Source organism: Salinicola endophyticus, assembly GCF_040536835.1.
Classification (GTDB): Bacteria; Pseudomonadota; Gammaproteobacteria; order Pseudomonadales; family Halomonadaceae; genus Salinicola; species Salinicola endophyticus_A.
Map to the genome: position 1 here is coordinate 3,531,544 of NZ_CP159578.1, position 21,544 is coordinate 3,553,087.

The 21,544-nt window shown below is 67.5% G+C and carries 21 protein-coding genes; 9 read left to right on the forward strand and 12 right to left on the reverse strand.

Features of this window, described 5'->3' with window-relative positions:
- Positions 1–200: 200 nt before the first annotated feature.
- From ABV408_RS15985 to radC, 12 genes are all read right to left on the reverse strand, one after another.
- Complete coding sequence (locus ABV408_RS15985) at positions 201–1,214, reverse strand: tryptophan--tRNA ligase (RefSeq protein ID WP_353979877.1); 1,014 nt, start codon at positions 1,212–1,214, stop codon at positions 201–203.
- 121 nt (positions 1,215–1,335) lie between these two features.
- Positions 1,336–2,754: a Na+/H+ antiporter NhaC family protein gene (locus tag ABV408_RS15990; protein WP_353979878.1), complete on the reverse strand. Its 1,419-nt coding sequence runs from the start codon at positions 2,752–2,754 to the stop codon at positions 1,336–1,338.
- 173 nt (positions 2,755–2,927) lie between these two features.
- Positions 2,928–4,241 (reverse strand): FAD-binding oxidoreductase, encoded by a 1,314-nt coding sequence (locus tag ABV408_RS15995; protein WP_353979879.1) that lies wholly within the window; start codon positions 4,239–4,241, stop codon positions 2,928–2,930.
- Positions 4,242–4,243: 2 nt separating this feature from the next.
- Positions 4,244–5,047 carry a helix-turn-helix domain-containing protein gene (locus ABV408_RS16000; protein ID WP_353979880.1) on the reverse strand — a complete coding sequence of 268 codons (804 nt, stop codon included), beginning with the start codon at positions 5,045–5,047 and terminating at the stop codon, positions 4,244–4,246.
- Between the two features lie 199 nt (positions 5,048–5,246).
- The gene (gene ald / locus ABV408_RS16005) at positions 5,247–6,362 is read right to left on the reverse strand and encodes an alanine dehydrogenase (RefSeq protein ID WP_353979881.1); all 1,116 of its coding nucleotides are present in this window, start codon (positions 6,360–6,362) and stop codon (positions 5,247–5,249) included.
- Positions 6,363–6,522: 160 nt separating this feature from the next.
- Positions 6,523–6,966 (reverse strand): thioesterase family protein, encoded by a 444-nt coding sequence (locus tag ABV408_RS16010; RefSeq protein WP_353979882.1) that lies wholly within the window; start codon positions 6,964–6,966, stop codon positions 6,523–6,525.
- Positions 6,967–6,987: 21 nt separating this feature from the next.
- The gene (locus tag ABV408_RS16015; protein WP_353979883.1) at positions 6,988–7,326 is read right to left on the reverse strand and encodes a DUF2007 domain-containing protein; all 339 of its coding nucleotides are present in this window, start codon (positions 7,324–7,326) and stop codon (positions 6,988–6,990) included.
- A gap of 15 nt (positions 7,327–7,341) precedes the next feature.
- Positions 7,342–8,544, reverse strand: coding sequence for a class I SAM-dependent rRNA methyltransferase (locus ABV408_RS16020; RefSeq protein ID WP_353979884.1), 1,203 nt, complete (start codon positions 8,542–8,544; stop codon positions 7,342–7,344).
- 48 nt (positions 8,545–8,592) lie between these two features.
- Positions 8,593–9,408 (reverse strand): bifunctional DNA-formamidopyrimidine glycosylase/DNA-(apurinic or apyrimidinic site) lyase, encoded by an 816-nt coding sequence (mutM, locus tag ABV408_RS16025; RefSeq protein ID WP_353979885.1) that lies wholly within the window; start codon positions 9,406–9,408, stop codon positions 8,593–8,595.
- A 123-nt stretch (positions 9,409–9,531) separates the two neighbouring features.
- Positions 9,532–9,687: a 50S ribosomal protein L33 gene (gene rpmG / locus ABV408_RS16030; protein WP_353979886.1), complete on the reverse strand. Its 156-nt coding sequence runs from the start codon at positions 9,685–9,687 to the stop codon at positions 9,532–9,534.
- A 12-nt stretch (positions 9,688–9,699) separates the two neighbouring features.
- Positions 9,700–9,936 carry a 50S ribosomal protein L28 gene (rpmB, locus tag ABV408_RS16035; protein ID WP_035472445.1) on the reverse strand — a complete coding sequence of 79 codons (237 nt, stop codon included), beginning with the start codon at positions 9,934–9,936 and terminating at the stop codon, positions 9,700–9,702.
- A 181-nt stretch (positions 9,937–10,117) separates the two neighbouring features.
- Positions 10,118–10,792 (reverse strand): DNA repair protein RadC, encoded by a 675-nt coding sequence (gene radC / locus ABV408_RS16040; protein WP_035472443.1) that lies wholly within the window; start codon positions 10,790–10,792, stop codon positions 10,118–10,120.
- A 436-nt stretch (positions 10,793–11,228) separates the two neighbouring features.
- Between radC and ABV408_RS16045 the strand changes: the two genes are divergently transcribed.
- The 9 genes from ABV408_RS16045 to ABV408_RS16085 all read left to right on the forward strand — a co-directional run bounded on the left by ABV408_RS16045 (position 11,229) and on the right by ABV408_RS16085 (position 21,520).
- On the forward strand, positions 11,229–11,930 hold the full coding sequence (locus tag ABV408_RS16045; protein WP_353979888.1) for a GntR family transcriptional regulator: 702 nt from the start codon (positions 11,229–11,231) through the stop codon (positions 11,928–11,930).
- 28 nt (positions 11,931–11,958) lie between these two features.
- On the forward strand, positions 11,959–13,170 hold the full coding sequence (gene manD, locus ABV408_RS16050; RefSeq protein ID WP_353979890.1) for a D-mannonate dehydratase ManD: 1,212 nt from the start codon (positions 11,959–11,961) through the stop codon (positions 13,168–13,170).
- A gap of 99 nt (positions 13,171–13,269) precedes the next feature.
- On the forward strand, positions 13,270–14,292 hold the full coding sequence (locus tag ABV408_RS16055; RefSeq protein ID WP_353979891.1) for a Zn-dependent oxidoreductase: 1,023 nt from the start codon (positions 13,270–13,272) through the stop codon (positions 14,290–14,292).
- A gap of 134 nt (positions 14,293–14,426) precedes the next feature.
- Positions 14,427–15,410: a TRAP transporter substrate-binding protein gene (locus ABV408_RS16060; protein WP_353979892.1), complete on the forward strand. Its 984-nt coding sequence runs from the start codon at positions 14,427–14,429 to the stop codon at positions 15,408–15,410.
- A gap of 144 nt (positions 15,411–15,554) precedes the next feature.
- Positions 15,555–16,139, forward strand: coding sequence for a TRAP transporter small permease (locus tag ABV408_RS16065; protein WP_353979893.1), 585 nt, complete (start codon positions 15,555–15,557; stop codon positions 16,137–16,139).
- Complete coding sequence (locus ABV408_RS16070; protein WP_353979894.1) at positions 16,139–17,422, forward strand: TRAP transporter large permease; 1,284 nt, start codon at positions 16,139–16,141, stop codon at positions 17,420–17,422. The genes ABV408_RS16065 and ABV408_RS16070 overlap by 1 nt, the downstream gene beginning before the upstream one ends.
- A gap of 1 nt (position 17,423) precedes the next feature.
- The gene (locus ABV408_RS16075; RefSeq protein ID WP_353979895.1) at positions 17,424–18,917 is read left to right on the forward strand and encodes a mannitol dehydrogenase family protein; all 1,494 of its coding nucleotides are present in this window, start codon (positions 17,424–17,426) and stop codon (positions 18,915–18,917) included.
- A 2-nt stretch (positions 18,918–18,919) separates the two neighbouring features.
- Positions 18,920–20,095 carry a mannonate dehydratase gene (gene uxuA, locus ABV408_RS16080; protein ID WP_353979896.1) on the forward strand — a complete coding sequence of 392 codons (1,176 nt, stop codon included), beginning with the start codon at positions 18,920–18,922 and terminating at the stop codon, positions 20,093–20,095.
- A gap of 90 nt (positions 20,096–20,185) precedes the next feature.
- Positions 20,186–21,520: a lactonase family protein gene (locus tag ABV408_RS16085; protein WP_353979897.1), complete on the forward strand. Its 1,335-nt coding sequence runs from the start codon at positions 20,186–20,188 to the stop codon at positions 21,518–21,520.
- The last annotated feature ends 24 nt before the right edge of the window (positions 21,521–21,544 follow it).

A 21,544-nucleotide genomic window follows, 5' to 3' on the forward strand; every position in this document is an offset into this window, starting at 1 on the left:
GCGATATCCCTCTTAGACCGGAATCGAATGGGCGATACCTTAGTCTTTTGGTCAGGAATTCGAAAACGACTAAATATTATTTATATAGACGAAAGTGTTATATAGCGTTCCGAGCCAGCGCCAGGCGGCTCCGGCCCAGATAGCCGCGAGCCGGCGCAGGGCCGGCTCGTCGGGGTGGAGTAGCGGGTGCGGACGGACGCCTATTGAAAGCGCCCCAGCCCCACCGCCACTCGCAGCCGCTCCATCAGCGCATTGGCCTCGGCGCGGGCGCGCTCGGCGCCCTGCTGCAGCACCTGCTCGATGTGCCCGGGGTCGTTCATCAGCGCCTCATAGCGCTCGCGCGGCTCACGCAGGTGCGCATCGAGGTATTCGAACACCTCGTTCTTGGCCTCGCCCCAGCCGATCCCCTCGGCGTAGCGGCGGCGCATGTCGGCACTCTCCTCCGCGGTGGCGAAGGCGCTGTAGATCTGGAACAGGGTGCAGGTGTCCGGGTCCTTGGGCTCGCCCGGCTCCAGCGAGTTGGTCTTGATCTTGCGCACCAGCTTCTGCAGCTTCTTGGCCGAGACGAACAGCGGAATGGTGTTGTCGTAGCTCTTGGACATCTTGCGCCCGTCGAGCCCGCGCAGCACCTCGACCTTCTCGTCGACGATCGCCTCGGGCAGGGTGAAGTAGTCACCCTTGTAGATATGGTTGAAGCGCCCGGCCATGTCGCGGGCCATCTCGATATGCTGGATCTGGTCGCGCCCCACCGGCACCTTGTGGGCGTTGAACATCAGGATGTCGGCGGCCATCAGCACCGGATAGCCGAACAGCCCCATGGTGACACCCCGATCTGGGTCGGGAATACCGCCCTCTTCGTTCTCCGCCACCGCCGCCTTGTAGGCGTGGGAGCGGTTCATCAGCCCCTTGGCGCAGACGCAGGAGAGCAGCCAGGCGAGCTCCGGGATCTCGTGGATGTCGGACTGGCGATAGAAGATCGCGTTATCGGTATCCAGCCCCAGCGCCAGCCAGGTGGCGGCGATCTCGAGCCGCGACTGCTGCACCCGCTGCGGGTCCTGCGCCTTGATCAGCGCATGCAGGTCGGCGAGGAAATAGTAGGACTGGACATCGGGATTCTGGCTCTCGGCGATCGCCGGCTTGATCGCGCCGACATAGTTGCCCAGATGCGGCGTACCCGTGGTGGTGATGCCGGTAAGAACGCGTCGCTGGCTCATGAACTCTTCGATCGATGGGAGAGTGGACGGGAAATGGCGAATGGCGGCAGTTTACCTTGCCGCCCGTGCCTTAGCGAACCCGCCTCGCCGTGCCCCCGCCGAGGCGCGGGCAGGCCAGGACTCAACCGATATCGACCAGGGTCACGCCCACCAGCAGATAGATCGCCAGCGATACCAGCGCCACCGCCAGCGCATAAGGAATCTGGGTGCGCACATGGTCCATGTGGTCGCAGGCGGAGCCGGTCGAAGCGAGCACCGTGGTGTCCGACAGCGGCGAGCAGTGGTCGCCGAACACCCCGCCGCCGGCCACCGCGGCGATGGTGGCGTAGACCAGCGGCGTCAGCGTATCGCCGGTGAAGACGAAGGCCACCGGCACCGAGATCGGCATCATGATCGCGAAGGTGCCCCAGGAAGAGCCGGTGGCGAAGGCGATCAGCGCCGCCAGCAGGAAGGTGATCGCCGGCAGCAGCGTCGGCGAGAGCCAGTCGCGGCTGATCTCGACGATATATCCGGCGGTCCCCATCTCCTTGGAGAGCTGATTGAGCGAGTAGGCCAGGGCCAGGATCAGAATCGCCGGCATCACCCCTTTCATGCCGGCGGTGGCGGTCTTCATGATGTCGTTGAGCGGGATCCCCTGCAGCCGCATGATCACGCCCAGCACTACCGCTGCGGCGAGGAACGCCTCCATCGTCTTGGCCGAGCCCATGATCACGAAGGTGCTCACGGCGACGCCGATCACGATCAGTACCGGTAGCACGAAGTTGAGAAACAGATTGGTGCGCACGCCCTCGAACGGCTGCAGGTCGGTCAGCTCCTCGCCGAGCAGCGGGTCGGCGCCGTCGCGGAACACCTTGCCCTCGTTCTGGGCACGGGCTTCGGCGCGCTTGAGCGGGCCGAACAGCGGCACCACGCCGACGATCACCAGCCCCACCACCAGCACCGAGAGCCAGGCGTAGAGATTGAACGGCACCGCGTAGACGAACGCCTGCATGGCCTCCCCTGCGGTATCGATCGGGCCCATGCCGATCAAGAGCCCGGAGATGAATACCGCCCAGCCGGTGATCGGCACCAGCACGCTGACCGGCGCCGAGGTGGAGTCGGCGATATAGGCCAGCTTCTCGCGCGAGACGCGGTAGCGGTCGGTGAGCCCGCGCAGGGTGGAGCCGACGAACAGCGGGCTGAAATAGTCGCTGAAGAACACGAACATGCCCATGAACCAGCCCACCAGCTGGACCCGCACCCGCGACAGCGCGCGCGCCTCGACCCAGGCGGTGAAGTTGCGGATCGCCCCGGTGCGCTGGAAGAAGGCGATCACGGTACCGATGAACAGCTCCAGCAGCAGGATCCACGAGAAGTCCGTGGTCCCCAGCGAGGTCTTCAGCAGGGTGGGAAAGCCCATTGGCCCCTGCCCCATGATCGACACGCCGACCACGCAGGCCACCGCCAGCGAGAACACGGTGTTACGGGTGGCGAAGGCCAGGACGATGGCAAGACAAGCGGGCAGCAGCGAGAGCAGCCCATAGTGCATTTGCGGATCCATGCTGACTCCTTGGTGTTGTTGATGTTGTTATCGAATCGGGGTCGGGTTAGACGATTTAGGCGATTCGGGATCGTCGTCCTGCGCCTGTCGGACTCTGTCGAACGGCCTCTGTTAGTCGGGCTCTGTTGGTTGCCTTTGTTGGTCGAACGCGGGGGCACCATCACTCGTGGCGCCTATGCCTCGTCGCGGCCGCGGCGCTGCTCCACGCGGCGGATCGCTTCGAATGCCAGACGCCGGATCGGCGCCGGTGGCATCCAGCTGGCGCGGCCGAACAGCGCCGGGATGTCCTCCGCCGGCCGCCCCAGCGCCAGCCGCGCCAGCGCCTCGCCCAGCACGCTGCCCTTGACGATGCCGCCACCGTTGCAGCCCGCCGAGACGTATAGCCCCGGGCCGATCTCGCCCCATAGCGGCGCGCCGTTGTAAGTCAGCCCGGTGGTGCCGCCCCAGACCCGCTCGAAGCCGACATCGGCCAGCGCCGGATAGCGCGCCGTCAGGCTCGTGGCCAGCGCGGCGGCCACCGTGGCGGGGTCGCGTTCGCGCTCGTAGTCGTACTGGGCACGGATCATCAGGCGCCGGTCGGCGGTGGTGCGCAGGGTGCAGCCGAGCCGATGCGCCGGCAGCAGCCCCCAGGGCGCGCCGGCCACCGCAGCGACCCGCTCGGGGGCCAGCGGTGCGGTCAGCGCGGCATAGGTATAGATGGCGGTAAGGCGCGAACGGTCGGCCCCCAGGGCGCGCGCGAAGGCATTGTTGGCCAGCATCACCTGGCGCGTGCGAATCTCGCCCTCGGGGGTGCTCACGCGCCAGCCGTCGCCGTCGCGGGTCAGTGACAGCGCCGGGCTCTGCTCGTAGCAGGTGACCGCCGGCGGCAGCGCCGCCACCAGCCCGCGAATCAGCGCCGCCGGCTGCACCAGATAGCAGTCCGGCGAGTAGAGCCCCTCGGCGTAGTAGTCGGTACCCAGCCGCTCGGCCAGGGCCGCGCGATCGAGGTGGCGGTAATCGAGCCCCGCCGCGTGCAGAAACTCGGCGTAACTGGCCAGAGCCGCGCGCCCGGCAGCGCCCCGGGCGGCGCGGTAGGTGCCGCTGCGGGTCAGCTGGCAGTCGATAGCGTGGGTATCGACCTGCGCCTTGAGCGATGCCATCGCCTCGCGACTGAGGCGGTTGAGGGTCGCCATGCGCGACAGCGCTCCGCTGCTGGCATCGTTGGCCAGCGCGATCTCCAGCATGAAACCCGAGTTGCGCCCCGGGCTGCCGTCGCCCACCCGCTCCGCCTCGAGCATCACCACGCGCCGCTCGGGGGCCAGCGCCTGATAGGCCCGCGCGGCGGCGACGCCGGTATAGCCGGCGCCGACCACCACCAGGTCGGCGCGCTCGTCGCCGCGCTGGCTAGGCCCGGGCGGGCGTGCCGGCAGCAGTGCCTGCCAGCCGCAGGCGCTGCGATGAGCGGGATGGGTGACAAGATGCGGCGCCAGGTGAGGGGCTAACGTCATGTTCAGGACTCCGGCTGCAGCAGGCCGTGGAGATCGGCCTTCAGCCCGGCGACCTCGCTGGCCATGGCGGTGATCAGCGTGGCGCGGTGCGCCTCGCTCAGGCGCGACTTGAGCAGCGAACAGCTGAAGGCGCCGAGACAGCGCTCGCCCGGGCCGAGCAGCGGCATCGCCAGTCCGGTGAACTCGGGCAGGCTAGAGCCCTCCACCCCGCGGGCGTGTCCGTGGGCATGGCAGTAGTCGATCTCGCGGCGCACCGCGTCAACGCCGATGGCGTAGTCGCGCGACAGGCACTCGCGATTGGTCTCCAGAATCCACGCCCGCTCGCGCGCCTCCAGCGATGCCAGCAGTGCGATCGAGGCCTGGCCCACGCCCAGCGGCACGCGTCCACCGATGGACGCCACGAAGCCCCCCACCGGGTAGGCCCCGTTCTGAATTTCCAGGCAAACCGCGTGCAGGCCATCGTGGGCGAACAGATAGAAGCTGCCGCCCAGGCGCTGGGCCAGCGCCAGCAGCCGCGGCCGGGCCAGGTCACGCAGCTGGGCGCCATTGCCCGCCTCGGCCCCCAGCACCAGCAGCTCGTAGCCGAGCAGATAGCGGTGGCGCAGCGGCGAGGGGCGCAGAAAGCCCTCCTCGCGTAGCCCCTTGAGCAGGCGATAGATGGTCGGCCGGCTCAGCTCGGTGGCGTCGAGATAGTCATCGATACCCGCGCCACGAGCGCCGCAGGCGGCGGTCACGCGCAGCAGCGCCATCACGTGGCGCAGGGTCGAAGGCGTCTGGGAGGCATCACGGCTAGCAGGCACGGTCATGGCTCGGCGGCGAATGTCGTCCGAGCATAACCGAGACACACAGAGGAATTCGTCTCGCTATACGAGACACGACGACCGCAATCAGCGGCGCTGGCGAGCCCAGGGCTCAGCCGCTATCGGCGCGGTCAGAGGCAAGCCGCGCCGGCGACACCGACTACGCCGCCACAGCGGGCGGCGCAGTCAGCGGCCAGGGTTGCGCTCAGCGCAAGCAGCTCTCGGCGTCGACCGCCTCGATGTCGAACGCCTCACCCACCGCAGCGTAGGTCAACTGCCCGGCGTGGACGTTGAGCCCGGCAAGGAAGTGGCTATCGTCGGTCAGCGCCTGCTGCCAGCCCTTGTCGGCCAGGGCGATGACGAACGGCAGGGTGGCGTTGGTCAGCGCCTGGGTGGAGGTGCGCGCCACTGCGCCCGGCATATTGGCCACGCAGTAGTGGACGATGCCGTCGACAATGTAGCTAGGCTCGGCATGGGTGGTGGGACGGCTGGTCTCGAAGCAGCCGCCCTGATCGATCGCCACGTCGACCAGCACGCTGCCGGGCTTCATCTCGGCGAGCATGGCGCGGGTGATCAGCTTGGGCGCGGCGGCGCCGGGCACCAGCACCGCGCCGACGATCAGGTCCGATTCGCGAATCGCCTGTTCCAGGGTCTCGGCAGTGGAATAGACGGTACGGATGGCCCCCTGGTAGCGGTGATCGAGCACCTCGAGGCGCGCCAGCGACTTGTCGAGGATGGTCACCTCGGCGCCCAGGCCGAGCGCCATGCGCGCAGCGTTCTCGCCGACCACGCCGCCGCCGATCACGCTGACCTTGGCCGGCGCCACCCCGGGTACCCCCGGCAGCAGGATGCCGGCTCCGCCCTGGGCCTTCTCCAGGCTGTGCGCACCGGCCTGGATCGCCATGCGCCCGGCGACCCGGCTCATCGGCGCCAGCAGCGGCAGCCCGCCCTGGGCGTCGGTGATGGTCTCGTAGGCGATGCAGGTGGCGCCGCTGTCGAGCAGCCCCCGGGTGAGCGTCTCCTCCGCGGCCAGATGCAGATAGGTGAACAGGATCTGGCCCGGACGCAGCCGCGCCACCTCCACCGCCTGGGGCTCCTTGACCTTGAGGATCGCCTCGGCCTCGCGCCACAGCGCCTCGACGTCCTCGACGATCGCCGCGCCGGCCTCGCGGTAGGCATCGTCGGGGTAACCGGCGCCGCCACCGGCGCTCGTCTCGACCGACACCCGATGGCCACGGGCGACGAGTTCACGCGCGCCGCCCGGGGTCAGGGCGACGCGATACTCATGGTTCTTGATTTCCTTGGGGACACCGATATGCATGGCTGACTCCGCGATCGTGACTTGTCATTGGGGGATCGAGCGGATTACAGCACAGCCATTCAGACGACGGGACATCTGAAGAAAAAAGACGAAAAAATCGCGCATAGCCCAACTATCGCCACGAAACTTCTCGTCAATAGGGAAAAAACAGTAGAAAAGCCTAGCCGATGACAGGAGATGTCACCGCCTCACCGTAGACCTCGACGAAGCGTGCCGGCATGCGTCGCGCCCGACCGCTGGAGAGTTCGATACAGGCAAAGCGAGTCTGGGCTCGCAGCAAGGTGGCGCCGGTCGCGTCATTGCGCAGCTGGAAGCGCCGTGTCAGCGTCAGGCGGCCATCGCAGGCGACGATCCAGGTGGCGATCTTGAGCCCATCGCCTTCGAACGCCGGGGCGAGATAGTCGAGTTCGTGGCGATGCACCACCATGCCGCGATCGAGCGCGCGGTAGTCGTCGAGGCTTAGCCCCAGCGCCCGCGAGTGAGCCCAGCTGGCCTGCTCCACCCAGCGCAGGTACTCGGCGTTGTTGACGTGGCCGTAGTGGTCGATATGGCTCGCCTCGACCGCGATGTCGAGGAGGAAGGGTCGGGGCAGATCCCAGCTCATGGCGTTCTCCTGCAAGGGCTGTCAGGCCGACGCCGCACCGGCTGCCGGACGCGGCGTCGCGCACTGCCAGCAGGTATCGAAGGCGCCACCGAGGCGCTCGCCGCAGCCGGGACAGACCCAGTCGGCGGGCACGTCGGCCGGCCCCTCCAGCGCCTCGCGCAGCAGCCCCCGGGCACGCTCGCAGTCGGCCCGGGCCACCCACACCTGCGGCTCGCACTGATCCATGGGCAGCTCGCCGGCGGCGCCGGCCAGGGTCATGTTACGCAACTCGACGCCGATACCCGCACTGTCGATGACGTTGCGAACATGACACACCAGCAAGACATTGGGATGACGAAAGAGACAGACAAGCGCCGTCATCACCCCACTCCCCTGTTAGTTGCGGAAGACACGCACGCCGAGCGCCTTGAGATAGGCGGTCTCGGGGATTGCCGGGTGGATCGGATGGTCGCCGGCCTGGCCGCCGCGATAGAGGATCTGGCCATGGCGGTCCTGGTGGCGCACGGCCCCGCGCACGCACTCGACCAGACGCTCCTCGGCCAGGTGCATCGAGCACGACGCCGACAGCAGCAGGCCATCGCGGCCGAGCAGGCGCATCGCCTCGCGGTTCAGACGCGCGTAGGCGCGCTCGCCGTTGGTGATGTCCTTGCGCTTCTTGATGAAGGCCGGCGGGTCGAGCACCACCACGTCGAAGCGCTCACCCTCGGCGCGCAGCGCGGTCAGCGCCTCGAACACGTCGCCGTGGCCCACCGCCACCTGCTCGTGCAGGCCGTTGAGCGCAGCGTTCTCGGCGACCCGCTCGAGCGCCGCCTCGGAGGCGTCGACGCAGAGCACCTCGCTGGCGCCGTGGGCCGCCGCCTGCACGCCCCAACCACCGACGTAGCTGAACAGGTCGAGCACCCGCTTGCCGGCGACCAGGCCGTTGAGCCAGGCACGGTTGGCGCGGTGATCATAGAACCAGCCGGTCTTCTGGCCATCCAGCACCGGGGCGACGAAGCGCACCCCGTTCTCCTCGAGCAGCACCTGCTCGGGCAGTTCACCGTGGACCACCGCCACTTCCGACTTGAGCTGTTCGAGACGGCGGCCGCTGGAGTCGTTCTTGAACACGATCGCCCGCGGCGACAGCACCTTGTCCAGCGCCGCGATCACCTCGTCGCGCACCCGCTCCATGCCCAGGGTATTGAGCTGCACCACCAGCACATCGTCGAAACGATCGACGATCAGCCCCGGCAGCAGGTCACCCTCGCCGTGGACCAGACGGTAGAACGGCTTGGCGAAGAGCCGCTCGCGCAGGCCGAGCGCCTGATTGAAACGGTGCACCAGCAGCGAACGGTCCAGGCGCACGTCGGCATCCCGCGAGACCACACGGGCGCAGATCAGCGAGTGCGGGTTGACGTAGGCCACCCCCAGCGGCTTGCCGTTGGCGGCCTCGATCACCGCCTGGGCACCGGGCTCGAGCCCCTTCAGCGGCGTCGCCTGAATGTCGATCTCGTTGGAGTAGAGCCACAGATGGCCCGCCTTCAGGCGGCGGTCGGCGTTCTTCTTGAGGCGCAGGGTCTGGGGCACGGAGGACTCCATGGGCAAAGGATTATCGGGGCGCATTCTAACAGTATCGGAGCCAGGCGCTCAGCGCTGGCAGATCGGACAGTAGACGCTGGCACGCTGCCCCAGCGTCACCTGGCGCAGCAGATGGCCGCACTCGCGGCACGGCTCGCCGCCACGGCCGTAGACGTTGAGGCGCTGGGCGAAGTAGCCGGGCTCGCCGCTGCCGCTGACGAAATCGCGCAGGGTCGTGCCGCCCTGGGTGATCGCCGCCGCCAGCACCGTCTTGATCGCCTCGGCCAGGCGCGCATAGCGCTCGCGCGAGACGCGTCCGGCGGCGCGGCGCGGGTCGATCCCGGCCATGAACAGCGCCTCGCTGGCGTAGATGTTGCCCACCCCCACCACCACGGCATTGTCCATGATGAACGGCTTGATCGCCGCCCGGCGCCCCCGCGAGAGGGTGTAGAGACGCGCGCCATCGAAATCGGGCGACAGCGGCTCCGGCCCCAGCCGCGCGAGCCTGGGGTCGCTGGCGACGTCAGGTGCCAGCCAGTCGACGAAGCCGAAGCGGCGCGGATCGTGGTAGCGCAGGATGGCACCGCCCTCGACCACCACGTCGACATGATCGTGCTTCTTGGGCAGATCGCCCACCCGCGCCAGACGCAGGCTGCCGGACATGCCCAGGTGCCACAGCAGCGAGCGATCACCCACCGGCAACAGCAGATACTTGGCGCGCCGCGCGAGCTCTCCGAAGCGCGCACCGATCAGCGCCGCTTCCAGATCTACCGGCACTGGTACACGCAGGCTGCGGCTGCGTACGATCACCTCGACGATCTCACGACCCTCGACGTGGGGCGCGATACCGCGACGGGTGGTCTCGACTTCAGGAAGCTCGGGCATGCATCTGTTCTCGCGGCTCTGTCATCACCAACCGGCTCATCACCAACGAGAAAACCCGGTCGAGGACCGGGTTTTCCGTACTGTCATTCTGCGCTGGCACTTTGGCACCAGCGGAAAGCTAGATCACTTGATCTTGGCTTCCTTGTAGATGACGTGCTTGCGAACGACCGGATCGTACTTCTTGAATTCAAGCTTGTCCGGGGTGTTACGCTTGTTCTTGGCGGCGGTGTAGAAGTGACCGGTACCGGCACTGGACACCAACTTGATCTTGTCACGCATCTCTCAGACTCCTTAAATGCTGGCGTCGCGCTTGCGGATGTCGCTGAGCACCGCGTCGATGCCTTTCTTGTCGATGATGCGCATGCCCTTGGAAGAGATACGCAGCTTGACGAAACGCTTCTCGGACTCGACCCAGAAACGATGGGTGTGCAGGTTCGGCACGAAACGACGACGCGTCTTGCGCTGTGAGTGCGAGACGTTATTACCAGTCACCGGACGCTTACCGGTAACCTGACAAACTTGGGACATGGAAGCCTCCGACCACTGGCGGGTTATGCAGAGTTAGCTCGGGCAAACCACGATAAATGGCTGGCGTCCGCCTTCTGCCCTGTTTCAAAGGGCGTACTTTATACCAGACCCCCTACCCCCCCGCAAGCGCGCGGGCGCTTTTTCCCTTTGATCGGCGCGCGTAATTTCCCCGCCATCCCGCTCACAGCCAGCCCCTTTCGACGAACGAGATCACCTCACCGTCGCCCACCACGAAGTGATCGAGCACGCGAATATCGAACAGCCCCAGCGCCTCGCTCAGGCGCTCGGTGACCCGGCGATCCGACTGGCTCGGTTCGGCCACGCCGGAGGGATGGTTGTGAGCGAAGATCAGCGCGCCGGCGTTGTGGGCCAGCGCCCGACGCGCCACCTCCCGCGGGTAGATCGAGGCCCCATCCAGCGTGCCTTCGGCGAGAATCTCGAAGCGGATCACCCGATGCTGGTTATCCAGGAACAGCGCCGCGAACGCCTCGTGGGGGAGATGACGCAGCTGAGCACTGAGAAAGCGTCGAACCAGGGTCGGCGAGGTGAGCGCGGCGTCGCGCTCGAGCAGGCTGCCGAGATGGCGCCGCGACAGCTCCAGCGTCGCCTGCAGCTGCACGTACTTGGCCTCGCCCAGCCCATGCTCGGCACAGAAGCGCTGGCGATCCGCCTCCAGCAGCGCCCGCAACCCACCGAAGCTGGCGAGCAGATCCCGCGCCAGGTCGACCGCCGAGCGCCCCTTGACCCCGACGCGCAGGAAGATCGCCAGCAGCTCGGCATCGGAGAGCGCCGAAGCGCCCAGCGTCAGCAGCTTCTCTCGCGGGCGCTCCCCCGCCGGCCAGTCGTTGATCCCCATCGCGTCATCTCCTCCTCTTTTCACTGCTGCCTTTTCAGCACTTTCTTTTCAGCACGTCTCTCTGCTGCCTATTGGCTACCCGCTATTCGCTAACCCGCTATCCCTGGCCGGCCTTTTCACTGTCCGCTCGCCAGCCGGCCATCAGCCTCCCGGCCCGCTCTGCCCCCTGACCGACTCTCTGCCCAGCATGCGGGCGCCGCGGGATGCGACCACTCCAGAGAGATCGGCCACCGCGGCCAAAACTGTGGCCCACCGCGGGGTATGGGCGGACGTGGAGTGACGTGGCATGGCGTGATGTGTCCTGGCGCGGGGCCTCCGAAAGTCGAATCGCCATGCTCTACCGGCAACTACCATACTAGTTAGACAAGATGGTCTGACGGTGCCGACACGGCGCCTGCCAGGGCCTTCGAGACGAGCCACCCAGACGAGGATCGCCGTGAGCCAATCGCTCTACAGCCTGTGGGAAGACGCCGCCACCGGCCCGGTCCGCCAGCGCCTCTACGCCACCCTGCGCCAGGCGATCATCCGCTTGACGCTGGCCCCCGGCCAGGCGCTGTCGGAGAAGGAGATCGCCGATACCTTCGCGGTCAGCCGCCAGCCGGTGCGCGAGGCGTTCATCCGCCTCTCCGAGGCGGGACTGGTCGAGGTGCGCCCCCAGCGCGGCACCTTCGTGGTCAAGATCTCGCCGCGGGCGGTCTACAGCGCGCGCTTCGTGCGCGAAGCGATCGAGGTCGCGGTGGCCAAGTCGGCGGCGGAGTCGGGGCTTTCGCGACGCGGCCTGGACGAGCTCTACGAGCTGGTCGAGCGTCAGCGGCGCACCCTCGGCAGCGACGAATACGAGCGCTTCTATCTGCTCGACGAAGCCTTCCACCAGACGCTGTCGCGGGAGGCGGGCCACGCCTCGGCGTGGCGTTTCACCGAAGAGGTCAAGGCGCACTTCGACCGCGTGCGCTACATCAGCATGCCCGACGGCACGCCGCTGGAGACCCTGGTGGCCCAGCATGAGCGCATCGTCGGCGCCATCGCCGAGCGCGACCCGGCCGCCGCCGAGCGCGCGGTGCAGGCGCACCTGCGCGAGCTCCTGACCTCGCTGCCACGTCTTATCGAACGTCATCCCGAGCTGTTCGCCGAGTGCTGAACAGCCCGCCACCGCCGCCGGAGAGCGCATGAAAATCATCGATGCCCGCGTCATCGTCACCTGCCCGGGACGCAACTTCGTCACCCTCAAGCTCATCACCGACTGCGGCATCCACGGCATCGGCGACGCCACCTTGAACGGCCGCGAGATGGCCGTGGCCGCCTATCTGCAGGAGCACGTGGTACCGGCGCTGATCGGCCGCGACGCCAGCCGTATCGAGGACACCTGGCAGTACCTCTATCGCGGCGCCTACTGGCGTCGCGGCCCGGTCACCATGAGCGCGATCAGTGCAGTGGACATGGCGCTGTGGGACATCCAGGGCAAGGCCGCCGGCATGCCGCTCTACCAGCTTCTGGGCGGCAAGAGCCGCGAGCGGGTGATGACCTATGCCCACTGCACCGGCAAGGATATCGACAGCTGCCTCGCGGAGGTCGCCCGCCACGTCGAACTGGGCTACAAGGCCGTGCGCGTACAGGCCGGCGTGCCGGGCATCGAGACGATCTACGGCGTGGCCAAGCGCGACGGCGAGCGCTACGAGCCGGCGGATGCCGAACTGCCCGCCGAGCACGTCTGGAGCACGGAGAAGTACCTCAACCACGTGCCCAAGCTGTTCGCCGCCGTGCGCGAGCAGTTCGGCCACGAGCTGCACCTGCTCCACGACGTCCACCACCGGCTGACTCCGATCGAAGCGGCACGGCTGGGCAAGGCGGTAGAGCCCTACCACCTGTTCTGGCTGGAGGATTGCGTGCCCGCCGAGAACCAGGAGAGCCTGCGTCTGATCCGCGAGCACACCACCACGCCGCTGGCCATCGGTGAGGTGTTCAACTCGATCCACGACTGCCGCGAGATGATCCAGAACCAGTGGATCGACTATATCCGCACGCCGCTGACCCACGGTGGCGGCATCACCCACGTGCGCCGGATCGCCGACTTCGCCTCGCTCTATCACGTGCGCACCGGCTTCCACGGGCCGACGGATCTGTCGCCGGTGTGCCTCGGCGCGGCGGTTCACTTCGACACCTGGGTGCCCAACTTCGGCATTCAGGAGCACATGCCCCATGACCCGCTGACCGATAGCGTCTTCCCCCACGACTATCGCTTCGAGGCGGGGCACTTCGTGGTCGGCGAGTCGCCGGGCCACGGCGTCGACATCGACGAGGAAGCCGCCGCCCGCTATCCGTACAAACCCGCCAGCCTGCCGGTCAACCGGCTCGAGGACGGCACCCTGTGGCACTGGTGATGCGATACGCGAGAGGCGCCGCGGTTGAAGCGCACGGTGCCATCCACGGCGCGTGGCGGATCACACCGGCGCAGCCCGCGCCAGTTTGAGGAGAGATCGATGCAAGCCTTTCGTGTCAGCGCCCCGCACGCCTTCGCGGTCACCGAGCAGCCCGCTCCCGCCGCCGCCGCGGGCGAGGTGATCGTCGACGTCGCCTACGCCGGCATCTGCGGCTCGGACATGCACATCATCCACGGTGACAACGCCTTCGTGCAGTTCCCACGGATCACCGGCCACGAGTTCGCCGGGGTGATCAGCGCGGTGGGCGCAGGTGTGGATGCCGCGCGTATCGGCGAACGGGTCTGCGTCGACCCGGTGGTCGCCTGCGGCAGCTGCTATCCCTGCCGCATCGGCCGGCCCAACGTCTGCAGCGCCATGCAGGTGATCGGCGTGCATCGCAGCGGCGGCTTTGCCGAGCAGGTCAATGTCCCCGCCGCCAACGCCCACCGGGTTCCCGACGCGCTGGACCTCGATGCCGCGGCCCTGGTCGAGCCCTACTCCATCGCCGCCAACGTGCTCGCCCGCATGGAGCCGCAGCCGGGCGATCGCCTGCTGGTGATCGGCGCCGGGGTCATCGGACTGACCGTGCTGCAGATGGCCCGCGCCCTGGGCATCGAGGAGGTGATCGTCACCGATATTCTCGACGCCCGCCTGGCAAGCGCTCGTGAGCTCGGTGCCAGCCACGTGATCAACGGCCGCGAGAGCGACCTCGAGACCGCCGTGCGGGACGTGACCGCCGGCGAGGGCATCCCGCTGATCGCCGATGCCGCCTGCATCCCGGCGATGCTGCCGGCCATGCTGCGCATGGCCTGCCCGGCCGGACGCATCGGCCTGCTCGGTTTCAGCCCGGCGCCGAGCGACCTGATCCAGCTGGAGGTGATCAAGAAGGAGCTGACGCTGGTCGGCTCGCGGCTCAACAACCGCCGGTTTCCGTCGGTGATCGCGCAGATAGCCGCCGGGCGTCTCGATCCCAAGGCGCTGATCAGCCACCGCGTGGCGCTGGCGGAGATGCCGTCCGCGATCGACCTGCTCGACAACCACCCGGAACGCGCGCGCAAGGTGCTGGTACGCATCGCACCCTGACGCCCTGCCAGTCGGGTCGCGGCGTCACTCGCCGCGGCTCGTCGTCTCCGCGGCACCATCGTCTCCGTAGCCACAACGTCTCTGCGGCACAACAGCGACAACGCCGCGCTACCTCACCCAAGGAGTTTCACGCCATGTTCTCCACCTCGACTCTCAAGCAGCTGCTCGCCGGCGTCGCCCTCGGCGCTACCCTCGTCGCCAGCCAGGCCACCTTCGCCGCCGACTACACGCTCAAGTTCGGCCACCTGGCCAACGCCGAGAACATCTGGAACAAGGCCGCGCTCAAGTTCAAGGAACTGGTAGAGGCCAATTCCGATGGTCGGATCGAGGTTCAGGTCTTTCCCAACGAGCAGCTCGGCAACGAGATGGATGTGATCAACAGCATCCAGCTCGGCACCGCTGACATGACCATCACCGGCGAGAGCCTGCAGAACTGGGCACCCAAGGCAGCGATGATGGCGGTGCCCTACCTGTTCAAGGACGCCGACCAGCTGCGCCGTGCCGTGGAAGGTGACGTCGGCAAGCAGATCGAGGCACAGATCACCGAACGCACCGGCCTGGTGCCGCTGGCCTGGTTCGAGCGCGGCCCGCGCGAGCTGACCTCCAACCGCCCGATCAAGACCCCTGACGATCTCGACGGCCTGCGCATTCGCGTACCCAACGTGCCGCTGTTCGTCGACACCTGGAAGGCACTCGGCGCGCGACCGACACCGATGGCATTCAGCGAGGTCTTCACCGCGCTGCAGCAGAACACCATCGAGGCCCAGGAGAACCCGCTCAGCCTGATCGAGAGCGCCAGCTTCAACGAGGTGCAGAAGTACGTCGACATGACCGACCACGTGCGCAGCTGGATCTACGTGGTGATCGGCAAGCAGAAGCTCGAATCGATGCCCGCCGACCTGCAGCAGGTGGTGCGCGATGCCGCCAGCCAGATGCAGAGCTATGAAGAGACGCTGTTCGCCGCCGACCAGAAGCGGCTCGAACAGGCGCTCAAGGACAAGGGCATGACCTTCGTCGAGGTGGACCAGGCGGCCTTCGCCAAGAAGGCCAAGCCGGCAGTGCTCGACGCCCTGAACGACGAGCAGCGCGCGCTCTATGAAGAGATCCAGGCGCTCTGAACTAGGCACTGCCTGAAAAGTACTGCGCTCGTCGACTTTTCAGACAGCACCTAGGCGTTCTGAACCAGGCGGCGCCTCGCCGGTGACGGCCAGCACCACCGGCAGGCGTCCGAGCGTGCCCCTTCTTCTCATGCGGAGACTCCCATGACGCACCCCAACCCGGAACACCCTTCGGTCGACATCCAGGAGGGCCTCGAGGTGCTCAACCGTGTGCCTCGCCTGGGCGGGCCACTGGGCAAGTTCGCGGCGCTGCTCGACCGCGTGCTGCTGACACTGGCGGTGATCGCACTGGTCGGCCTGTCGCTGACCGTGCTGCTGCAGGTGGCCTCGCGCCTGTTCCTGCCGATCACCCTGGCCTGGACCGAGGAGCTCACCCGCTACCTCTTCATCTACATGGTCTCGCTCGGCGCCGGGGTGGTGCTGCATCGCCACCGTAACGTCAACGTCGAGCTGTTCCACGGGCGCCTCTCGCCACGCGGGCGCGCCCTCTATCTCAGCGTGATCTCACTGATCACCCTCGGCTTCGTGGTCATGGTGCTGCCGGGCGCCTGGCAGTTCGCCCAGATCGGCGCCTTCCAGACTTCGCCCACGCTGCGCATCCCGATGATCTACATCTTCTTCTCTTCGGTGCTGCTGTTCGTCTCGCTCGCGTTCTACGCCGCGATCTGCACCCTCGAGGGAGTCATGGCCCTGATCCGCCCGGTTCCCGACGCCCGGAGTGAGCGCTAATGGATATCGCCGTTCTCTTCATCACCTTTCTGGCCCTGCTGCTGCTCGGCCTGCCGATCGCCTTCTGTCTGGGCGTCTCTTCGGTCGCCTATCTGCTGCTCGGCGGCATCTCGCTGACCATCGTGCCCCAGCGTCTGTTCTCGGGGATCGACGCCTTCGTGCTGCTGTGTATTCCCGGCTTCGTCATGGCCGGCAACCTGATGAACGTGGGCAATATCACCCAGCACATCGTGCGCTTCTCCAACGCCCTGGTCGGCCATGTCCGCGGCGGCCTGGGACTGGCCAACGTCGGTGGCTCGATGATCTTCAGCGGTATTTCCGGCACCGCGGTGGCCGATGCCGCCAGCATCGGCTCGGTGATGATTCCGGGGATGGCCAAGAGCGGCTACGACAAGCCGTTCGCCGCCGCGGTCACCGCCGCCTCCTCGACCATCGGCCCGATCATCCCGCCCAGCGTGCCGATGATCATCGTCGGCTCGCTCTCGGGCATTTCGGTCGGGCGCATGTTCCTGGCCGGCGCCGTACCCGGGCTGCTGCTCGGCGTGGCGATGATGATCACCGTCTACTGGCTGGCGGTGAAACGCGGCTATCCCAAGGAGCCGCGCGCCTCCTTCATCACGCTGCTCAAGGAGGGGCGCAGCGCGTTCTGGGCGCTGCTGATGACCTTCATCATCCTCTACGGGATCATCGGCGGGCTGTTCACCCCGACCGAAGCGTCGATCGTCGCCAGTCTCTATGCGCTGCTGGTGGGCACCTTCGTCTACAAGGGCATCAACTGGCGCAACCTCGGCGGCATCCTGACGGATACCGTGATCACCTCGGCCTCGCTGATGCTGCTGGTGGGGTTGGCCAATCTGTTCGGCTGGATCCTCACCAGCCAGCAGATTCCGCAACTGATCGCCGGCGCGATCCTGGGCTTCAGCGACAACCCCGTCGTGGTGATCCTGATCCTCAACCTGATCCTGCTCTTCGTCGGCGCCTTCATGGAGACCATCGCCGCGCTGATCATCCTGTTCCCGGCGCTGCTCGGTGTCGCCACCGGGATCGGCATGGATCCGATCCACTTCGGCGTGATGGCAGTGCTCAACCTGATGATCGGGCTGACCACGCCGCCGGTGGGGGTCTGCCTGTTCGTGGTCTCGAGCATCGGCAAGCTGCCGATGCTGCGCGTGGCGCGGGCGATCGTGCCGTTTCTGATCTGCAATCTTCTGGTACTGCTGCTGGTCTCCTTCGTGCCAGCACTGTCGCTGTGGTTGCCCAACCTGCTGATGGGAGCCTCCTGAGATGTCATCCAGCGAGATCCATGTCGAACGTCATCCGGCCACGCGCGTGCCACGCCAGATCGGTATCGTCCATCTGGGCCTGGGCGCCTTCCACCGCGCCCACCAGGCGGTCTATCTGCAGCGGTATCTGGCGCGCAGCGGCGACGAAGCCTGGGGCGTCTGCAGTGCCAACATCCGCGCCAACCGCACCCTGGTCGAGCAGCTGCGCGCCAACGACCTGCGCTACCACGTGGCTGAATACCGCGACAGCGAGCACCTCGACCTGCGTGAGATCGGGGTCATGCGTGAGGCGCTCTACGCCGGCCCCGACGGGCCGGATCGCGAAGCGCTGCTGGCGCGGATGAGTGATCCCGCCGTGCGCATCGTTACGCTGACGGTCACCGAAAAGGGCTATTTTCTCAATCCGGCGAGCGGCGAGCTGCTCACCCGGGCCGAGCCGATCGCCCACGACATCGCCAATCCGACGACACCCCACACCGCACCCGGCCTGCTGGTGGCGGCGCTGACCCGGCGCCGCGCTGCCGGCACCCCGCCCTTCACGGTGCTCTGCTGCGACAACATGCCGGCCAACGGCCAGCGCACACGGCATGCGGTGGTGGCACTGGCGCGCCAACAGGACACCGCGCTGGCCGACTGGATCGAGGCCCAGGTCGCCTTCCCCTCGAGCATGGTCGATCGCATCGTACCGGCCATGGGCGCGGCCGATCGGGCACGCCTGGTCGCGCTGGGTGTCGACGATCCGGCAGCGGTAGTCTGCGAGACCTTCAGCCAGTGGGTGGTCGAGGATGACTTCCCGCTGGGCCGGCCGGACTGGGAGGCCGAAGGCGTCGAGATGGTCGCCGATGTCACCCCCTTCGAGACCATGAAGCTGCGTCTGCTCAACGGCGCCCATTCGCTGCTCGCCTATCTGGGTGCGCTGGCCGGCATCGAGACGGTCGATGCCGCTGTCGCGAACCCGGTGCTCCGCGGGCTGCTGCGGCACTACTGGCAGCGCGAGGCGGCACCCACGCTCGAGCTGCCGGCGGGCAGCGATGTCGCGGCCTACACCGAGCGGCTACTGGTGCGCTTCGCCAACGACAGCCTGCATCATCGGCTACAGCAGATCGCCATGGATGGCTCGCAGAAGCTGCCCCAGCGCTGGCTGGCCGGCGCCGTCGACCGCCTGACGGCGAACGACGCTACGGATCTGCGCGCCACCGCGCTCGGCATCGCAGCCTGGATTCGCTACACCGCCGGCACCGACCTCCAAGGTCAGCCGCATGCGGTGGACGACCCGCTGGCGGAGACCTTCGCCGCGCTCCACCGTCGCCACGGCGACGACCCCGCGGCGCTGATCGACGCCTTCCTCGCACTCGATGAGGTCTTCCCCGCGGCGCTGCGCGACGCTCGCCCCGTCACCCGGCAGCTCCTCGACGCGCTGATGCGGCTGGAACGCGACGGCGTGGCATCGGCCATTGCCGCCTCGATACACGACGCTTCTGATCAGGAGGCTTGATCATGCAACACACCTGGCGCTGGTTCGGCCCCAGTGACCCCATCGGCCTCGACGAGATTCGTCAGGCCGGGGCGACCGGCATCGTCACCGCTCTGCACGAAATCCCCATCGGTGAGACCTGGCCACGCGCGGCCATCCGTGAACGCCAGCAGCAGATCGAGGCGGCGGGGCTGAGCTGGTCGGTGGTCGAGAGCGTACCGGTCCACGAGGCGATCAAGCTGGGGCTGCCAGCAGCCGAACACTATCTCGACAACTATCGTCGAACGCTTGCCAACCTCGGCGCCTGCGGCATCGACACGGTCTGCTACAACTTCATGCCAGTGCTCGACTGGACCCGCACCGATCTCGCCTGGCCGCTGCCCGAGGGCGGTACCGCGCTGCGTTTCGAACAGGCCGCCTTCGCCGCCTTCGACCTCTACCTGCTCGAACGCCCCGGCGCCGCGGCCGACTATACCGCCGCCGAGCGCGACGCCGCCCGCGCCCACGTCGAACGGCTCGACGACGATGCCCGCCAGCGGCTGATCGAGACCATCATCGCCGGGCTGCCGGGGAGCGATGCCCACTACGGCCTGGCCGAGCTGCGCCAGGCCCTGGCCGCCTACCGCGATGTCGATGCCGAGCGTCTGCGCGCCAATCTGGCCGCGTTCCTGCGCGCCGTGGTGCCCGCGGCAGAGGAAGCCGGGGTACGCCTGGCGATCCACCCCGACGACCCGCCGCGTCCGCTGCTGGGCCTACCCCGAGTGGTCTCCACCGCCGACGATGCCGCCTACGTGCTCGACAGCGTGCCCAGTCCGGCCAACGGCCTCACCTTCTGCACCGGTTCCTACGGCGTGCGCGCCGACAACGATCTGGTGGCGATGGCCGAGCGCTTCGCCCCGCGTATCCATTTCGCGCACCTGCGCGCGACCCGCCGCGAGACGGACGGATCGAGCTTCCACGAAGCCGGCCATCTGACAGGGGACGTCGACATGGTCGGGGTGATCGCCGCGCTGGTGCGTGAAGAGCGAAGGCGCCAGCGTGACGGCGGTGCACGCCTGCCGCTGCGCCCCGATCACGGCCACCACCTGCTCGACGACCTCGAGCGCGACACCCGCCCCGGCTACCCCTTGATCGGCCGCCTCAAGGGGCTCGCCGAACTGCGCGGAGTGGAGGCAGCGGTACAGCACTGGATCCCGTAGCGGCTGCCTCTGCATCAGACCGAGGCGAGCGCTACCCAACCTGCGGCCGACGCCGACAGCGCCCGACCGCCAGACCCTGGAGTCATCGAGATGACAGTCAAAGAGCAACAACAACGGCCCTCGAGTGTTTCCTCAGTCACCACTGGCCTCTCCCGACGCACTTTTCTGCAAGCGGTGGGCGCCGGCACGGCCTGGGCGGTCAGCGCGCCGGGCGTCTTCGCCCAGAACACCGCATCGCAGGCCGAGCCGAACGCACCGGCAGCGCCACGCTATGTGTATGTCGGCACCTATTCAGCACCGAACACGGCTCCGGGTGGTGTCGCCCCGAGCCGCGCCGAGGGCCTCTACGTCTACCAACTGAACCACGCTACCGGCGATCTGAGCCACGTCCAGACGGTCACCGCCGACAATCCCTCGTTTCTTGCCGTGGCGCCGTCACAGCGCCATCTCTACTGCGTCAACGAACTCGGCGCAGACGACTCCGGCAAGCCGCTGGGTCGGGTCAGCGCCTACGCTATCGACCCCGACACCGGCAAGCTGACGCTGATCAACGCCCGCTCGACCCGCGGTACCTGGCCCTGTCACTGCGCCGTTCACCCCTCGGGCGGGCACCTGCTCGCGGCCAACTACGGCACCGGCACCTTCGTCGTCTTCCCGCTGGGCGAGGATGGCCGAATCGAGCCGATGAGTGACCTGTTCCAGGCGCCGGGCAATGGCGGCGGGCCCGACCCGGTACGCCAGGAGGGGCCGCACGCGCACATGATGCTCGCCAACCCCGGCGCCCAGCACGTCTTCGGGGTGGATCTGGGCGGCGATACGTTGCTGGCGTGGGAACTCGACCCGGCGACGGGGAAACTGACACCCGGCCCGGTGCCGCGGGCCAACGTGCCCTCCGGCAGCGGCTGTCGCCACTTGGCATTCCATCCCGATGGGCGCCGGGCATACGTTATCAACGAGCTCTCTTCGACCATCGACGTGTTCGACTTCGAGCCCGGCCGGGGCGCCTTCATCTGGCGCCAGTCGATCTCCACCCTGCCCCAGAACACTCCCTTCACCCGTCCCGCCTTCAATCCCGACAACCCGGGCGAAGTGCCGACAGGGACGAACACCACCGCCGAAATCCGGGTTCATCCCAGCGGCCGCTGGATCTATGCCACCAACCGCGGGATGGACAGCATCGCCATGTTCGCGGTCGACGCGAACTCGGGGCGTCTGGAGTCCACGGGCTGGGTCCAGAGCCGGGGGCAGATCCCCCGGGGCATGAACATCGAACCGTCCGGTCGCTGGCTCTACGTGGGCAATCAGAACTCGGACACCATCGCGGTGTTCCGCATCGGCGCAGATGACGGCCAGCTCGAAGGCCCGATCCATCTGATCGATAGTCCGGTGCCGGTCGATTTCGCCTTCGGCCCCGCGGTGCGCTAAGGAAGCGGTGGAAGCGGTGCGGTT

Excerpts from the sequence above, each read along its gene's own strand:
- ABV408_RS15985 (WP_353979877.1), bottom strand. The coding sequence starts at position 1,214 with ATGAGCCAGCGACGCGTTCTTACCGGCATCACCACCACGGGTACGCCG.
- ABV408_RS16015 (WP_353979883.1), bottom strand. The coding sequence starts at position 7,326 with ATGACGGCGCTTGTCTGTCTCTTTCGTCATCCCAATGTCTTGCTGGTG.
- ABV408_RS16085 (WP_353979897.1), top strand. The coding sequence starts at position 20,186 with ATGACAGTCAAAGAGCAACAACAACGGCCCTCGAGTGTTTCCTCAGTC.
- ABV408_RS16010 (WP_353979882.1), bottom strand. The coding sequence starts at position 6,966 with ATGAGCTGGGATCTGCCCCGACCCTTCCTCCTCGACATCGCGGTCGAG.
- mutM (WP_353979885.1), bottom strand. The coding sequence starts at position 9,408 with ATGCCCGAGCTTCCTGAAGTCGAGACCACCCGTCGCGGTATCGCGCCC.
- ABV408_RS16055 (WP_353979891.1), top strand. The coding sequence starts at position 13,270 with ATGCAAGCCTTTCGTGTCAGCGCCCCGCACGCCTTCGCGGTCACCGAG.
- ABV408_RS16060 (WP_353979892.1), top strand. The coding sequence starts at position 14,427 with ATGTTCTCCACCTCGACTCTCAAGCAGCTGCTCGCCGGCGTCGCCCTC.
- manD (WP_353979890.1), top strand. The coding sequence starts at position 11,959 with ATGAAAATCATCGATGCCCGCGTCATCGTCACCTGCCCGGGACGCAAC.
- ABV408_RS15990 (WP_353979878.1), bottom strand. The coding sequence starts at position 2,754 with ATGGATCCGCAAATGCACTATGGGCTGCTCTCGCTGCTGCCCGCTTGT.
- rpmB (WP_035472445.1), bottom strand. The coding sequence starts at position 9,936 with ATGTCCCAAGTTTGTCAGGTTACCGGTAAGCGTCCGGTGACTGGTAAT.
- radC (WP_035472443.1), bottom strand. The coding sequence starts at position 10,792 with ATGGGGATCAACGACTGGCCGGCGGGGGAGCGCCCGCGAGAGAAGCTG.
- ABV408_RS16020 (WP_353979884.1), bottom strand. The coding sequence starts at position 8,544 with ATGGAGTCCTCCGTGCCCCAGACCCTGCGCCTCAAGAAGAACGCCGAC.
- ABV408_RS16065 (WP_353979893.1), top strand. The coding sequence starts at position 15,555 with ATGACGCACCCCAACCCGGAACACCCTTCGGTCGACATCCAGGAGGGC.
- ABV408_RS16000 (WP_353979880.1), bottom strand. The coding sequence starts at position 5,047 with ATGACCGTGCCTGCTAGCCGTGATGCCTCCCAGACGCCTTCGACCCTG.
- ABV408_RS15995 (WP_353979879.1), bottom strand. The coding sequence starts at position 4,241 with ATGACGTTAGCCCCTCACCTGGCGCCGCATCTTGTCACCCATCCCGCT.
- ABV408_RS16070 (WP_353979894.1), top strand. The coding sequence starts at position 16,139 with ATGGATATCGCCGTTCTCTTCATCACCTTTCTGGCCCTGCTGCTGCTC.
- uxuA (WP_353979896.1), top strand. The coding sequence starts at position 18,920 with ATGCAACACACCTGGCGCTGGTTCGGCCCCAGTGACCCCATCGGCCTC.
- ald (WP_353979881.1), bottom strand. The coding sequence starts at position 6,362 with ATGCATATCGGTGTCCCCAAGGAAATCAAGAACCATGAGTATCGCGTC.
- ABV408_RS16075 (WP_353979895.1), top strand. The coding sequence starts at position 17,424 with ATGTCATCCAGCGAGATCCATGTCGAACGTCATCCGGCCACGCGCGTG.
- rpmG (WP_353979886.1), bottom strand. The coding sequence starts at position 9,687 with ATGCGTGACAAGATCAAGTTGGTGTCCAGTGCCGGTACCGGTCACTTC.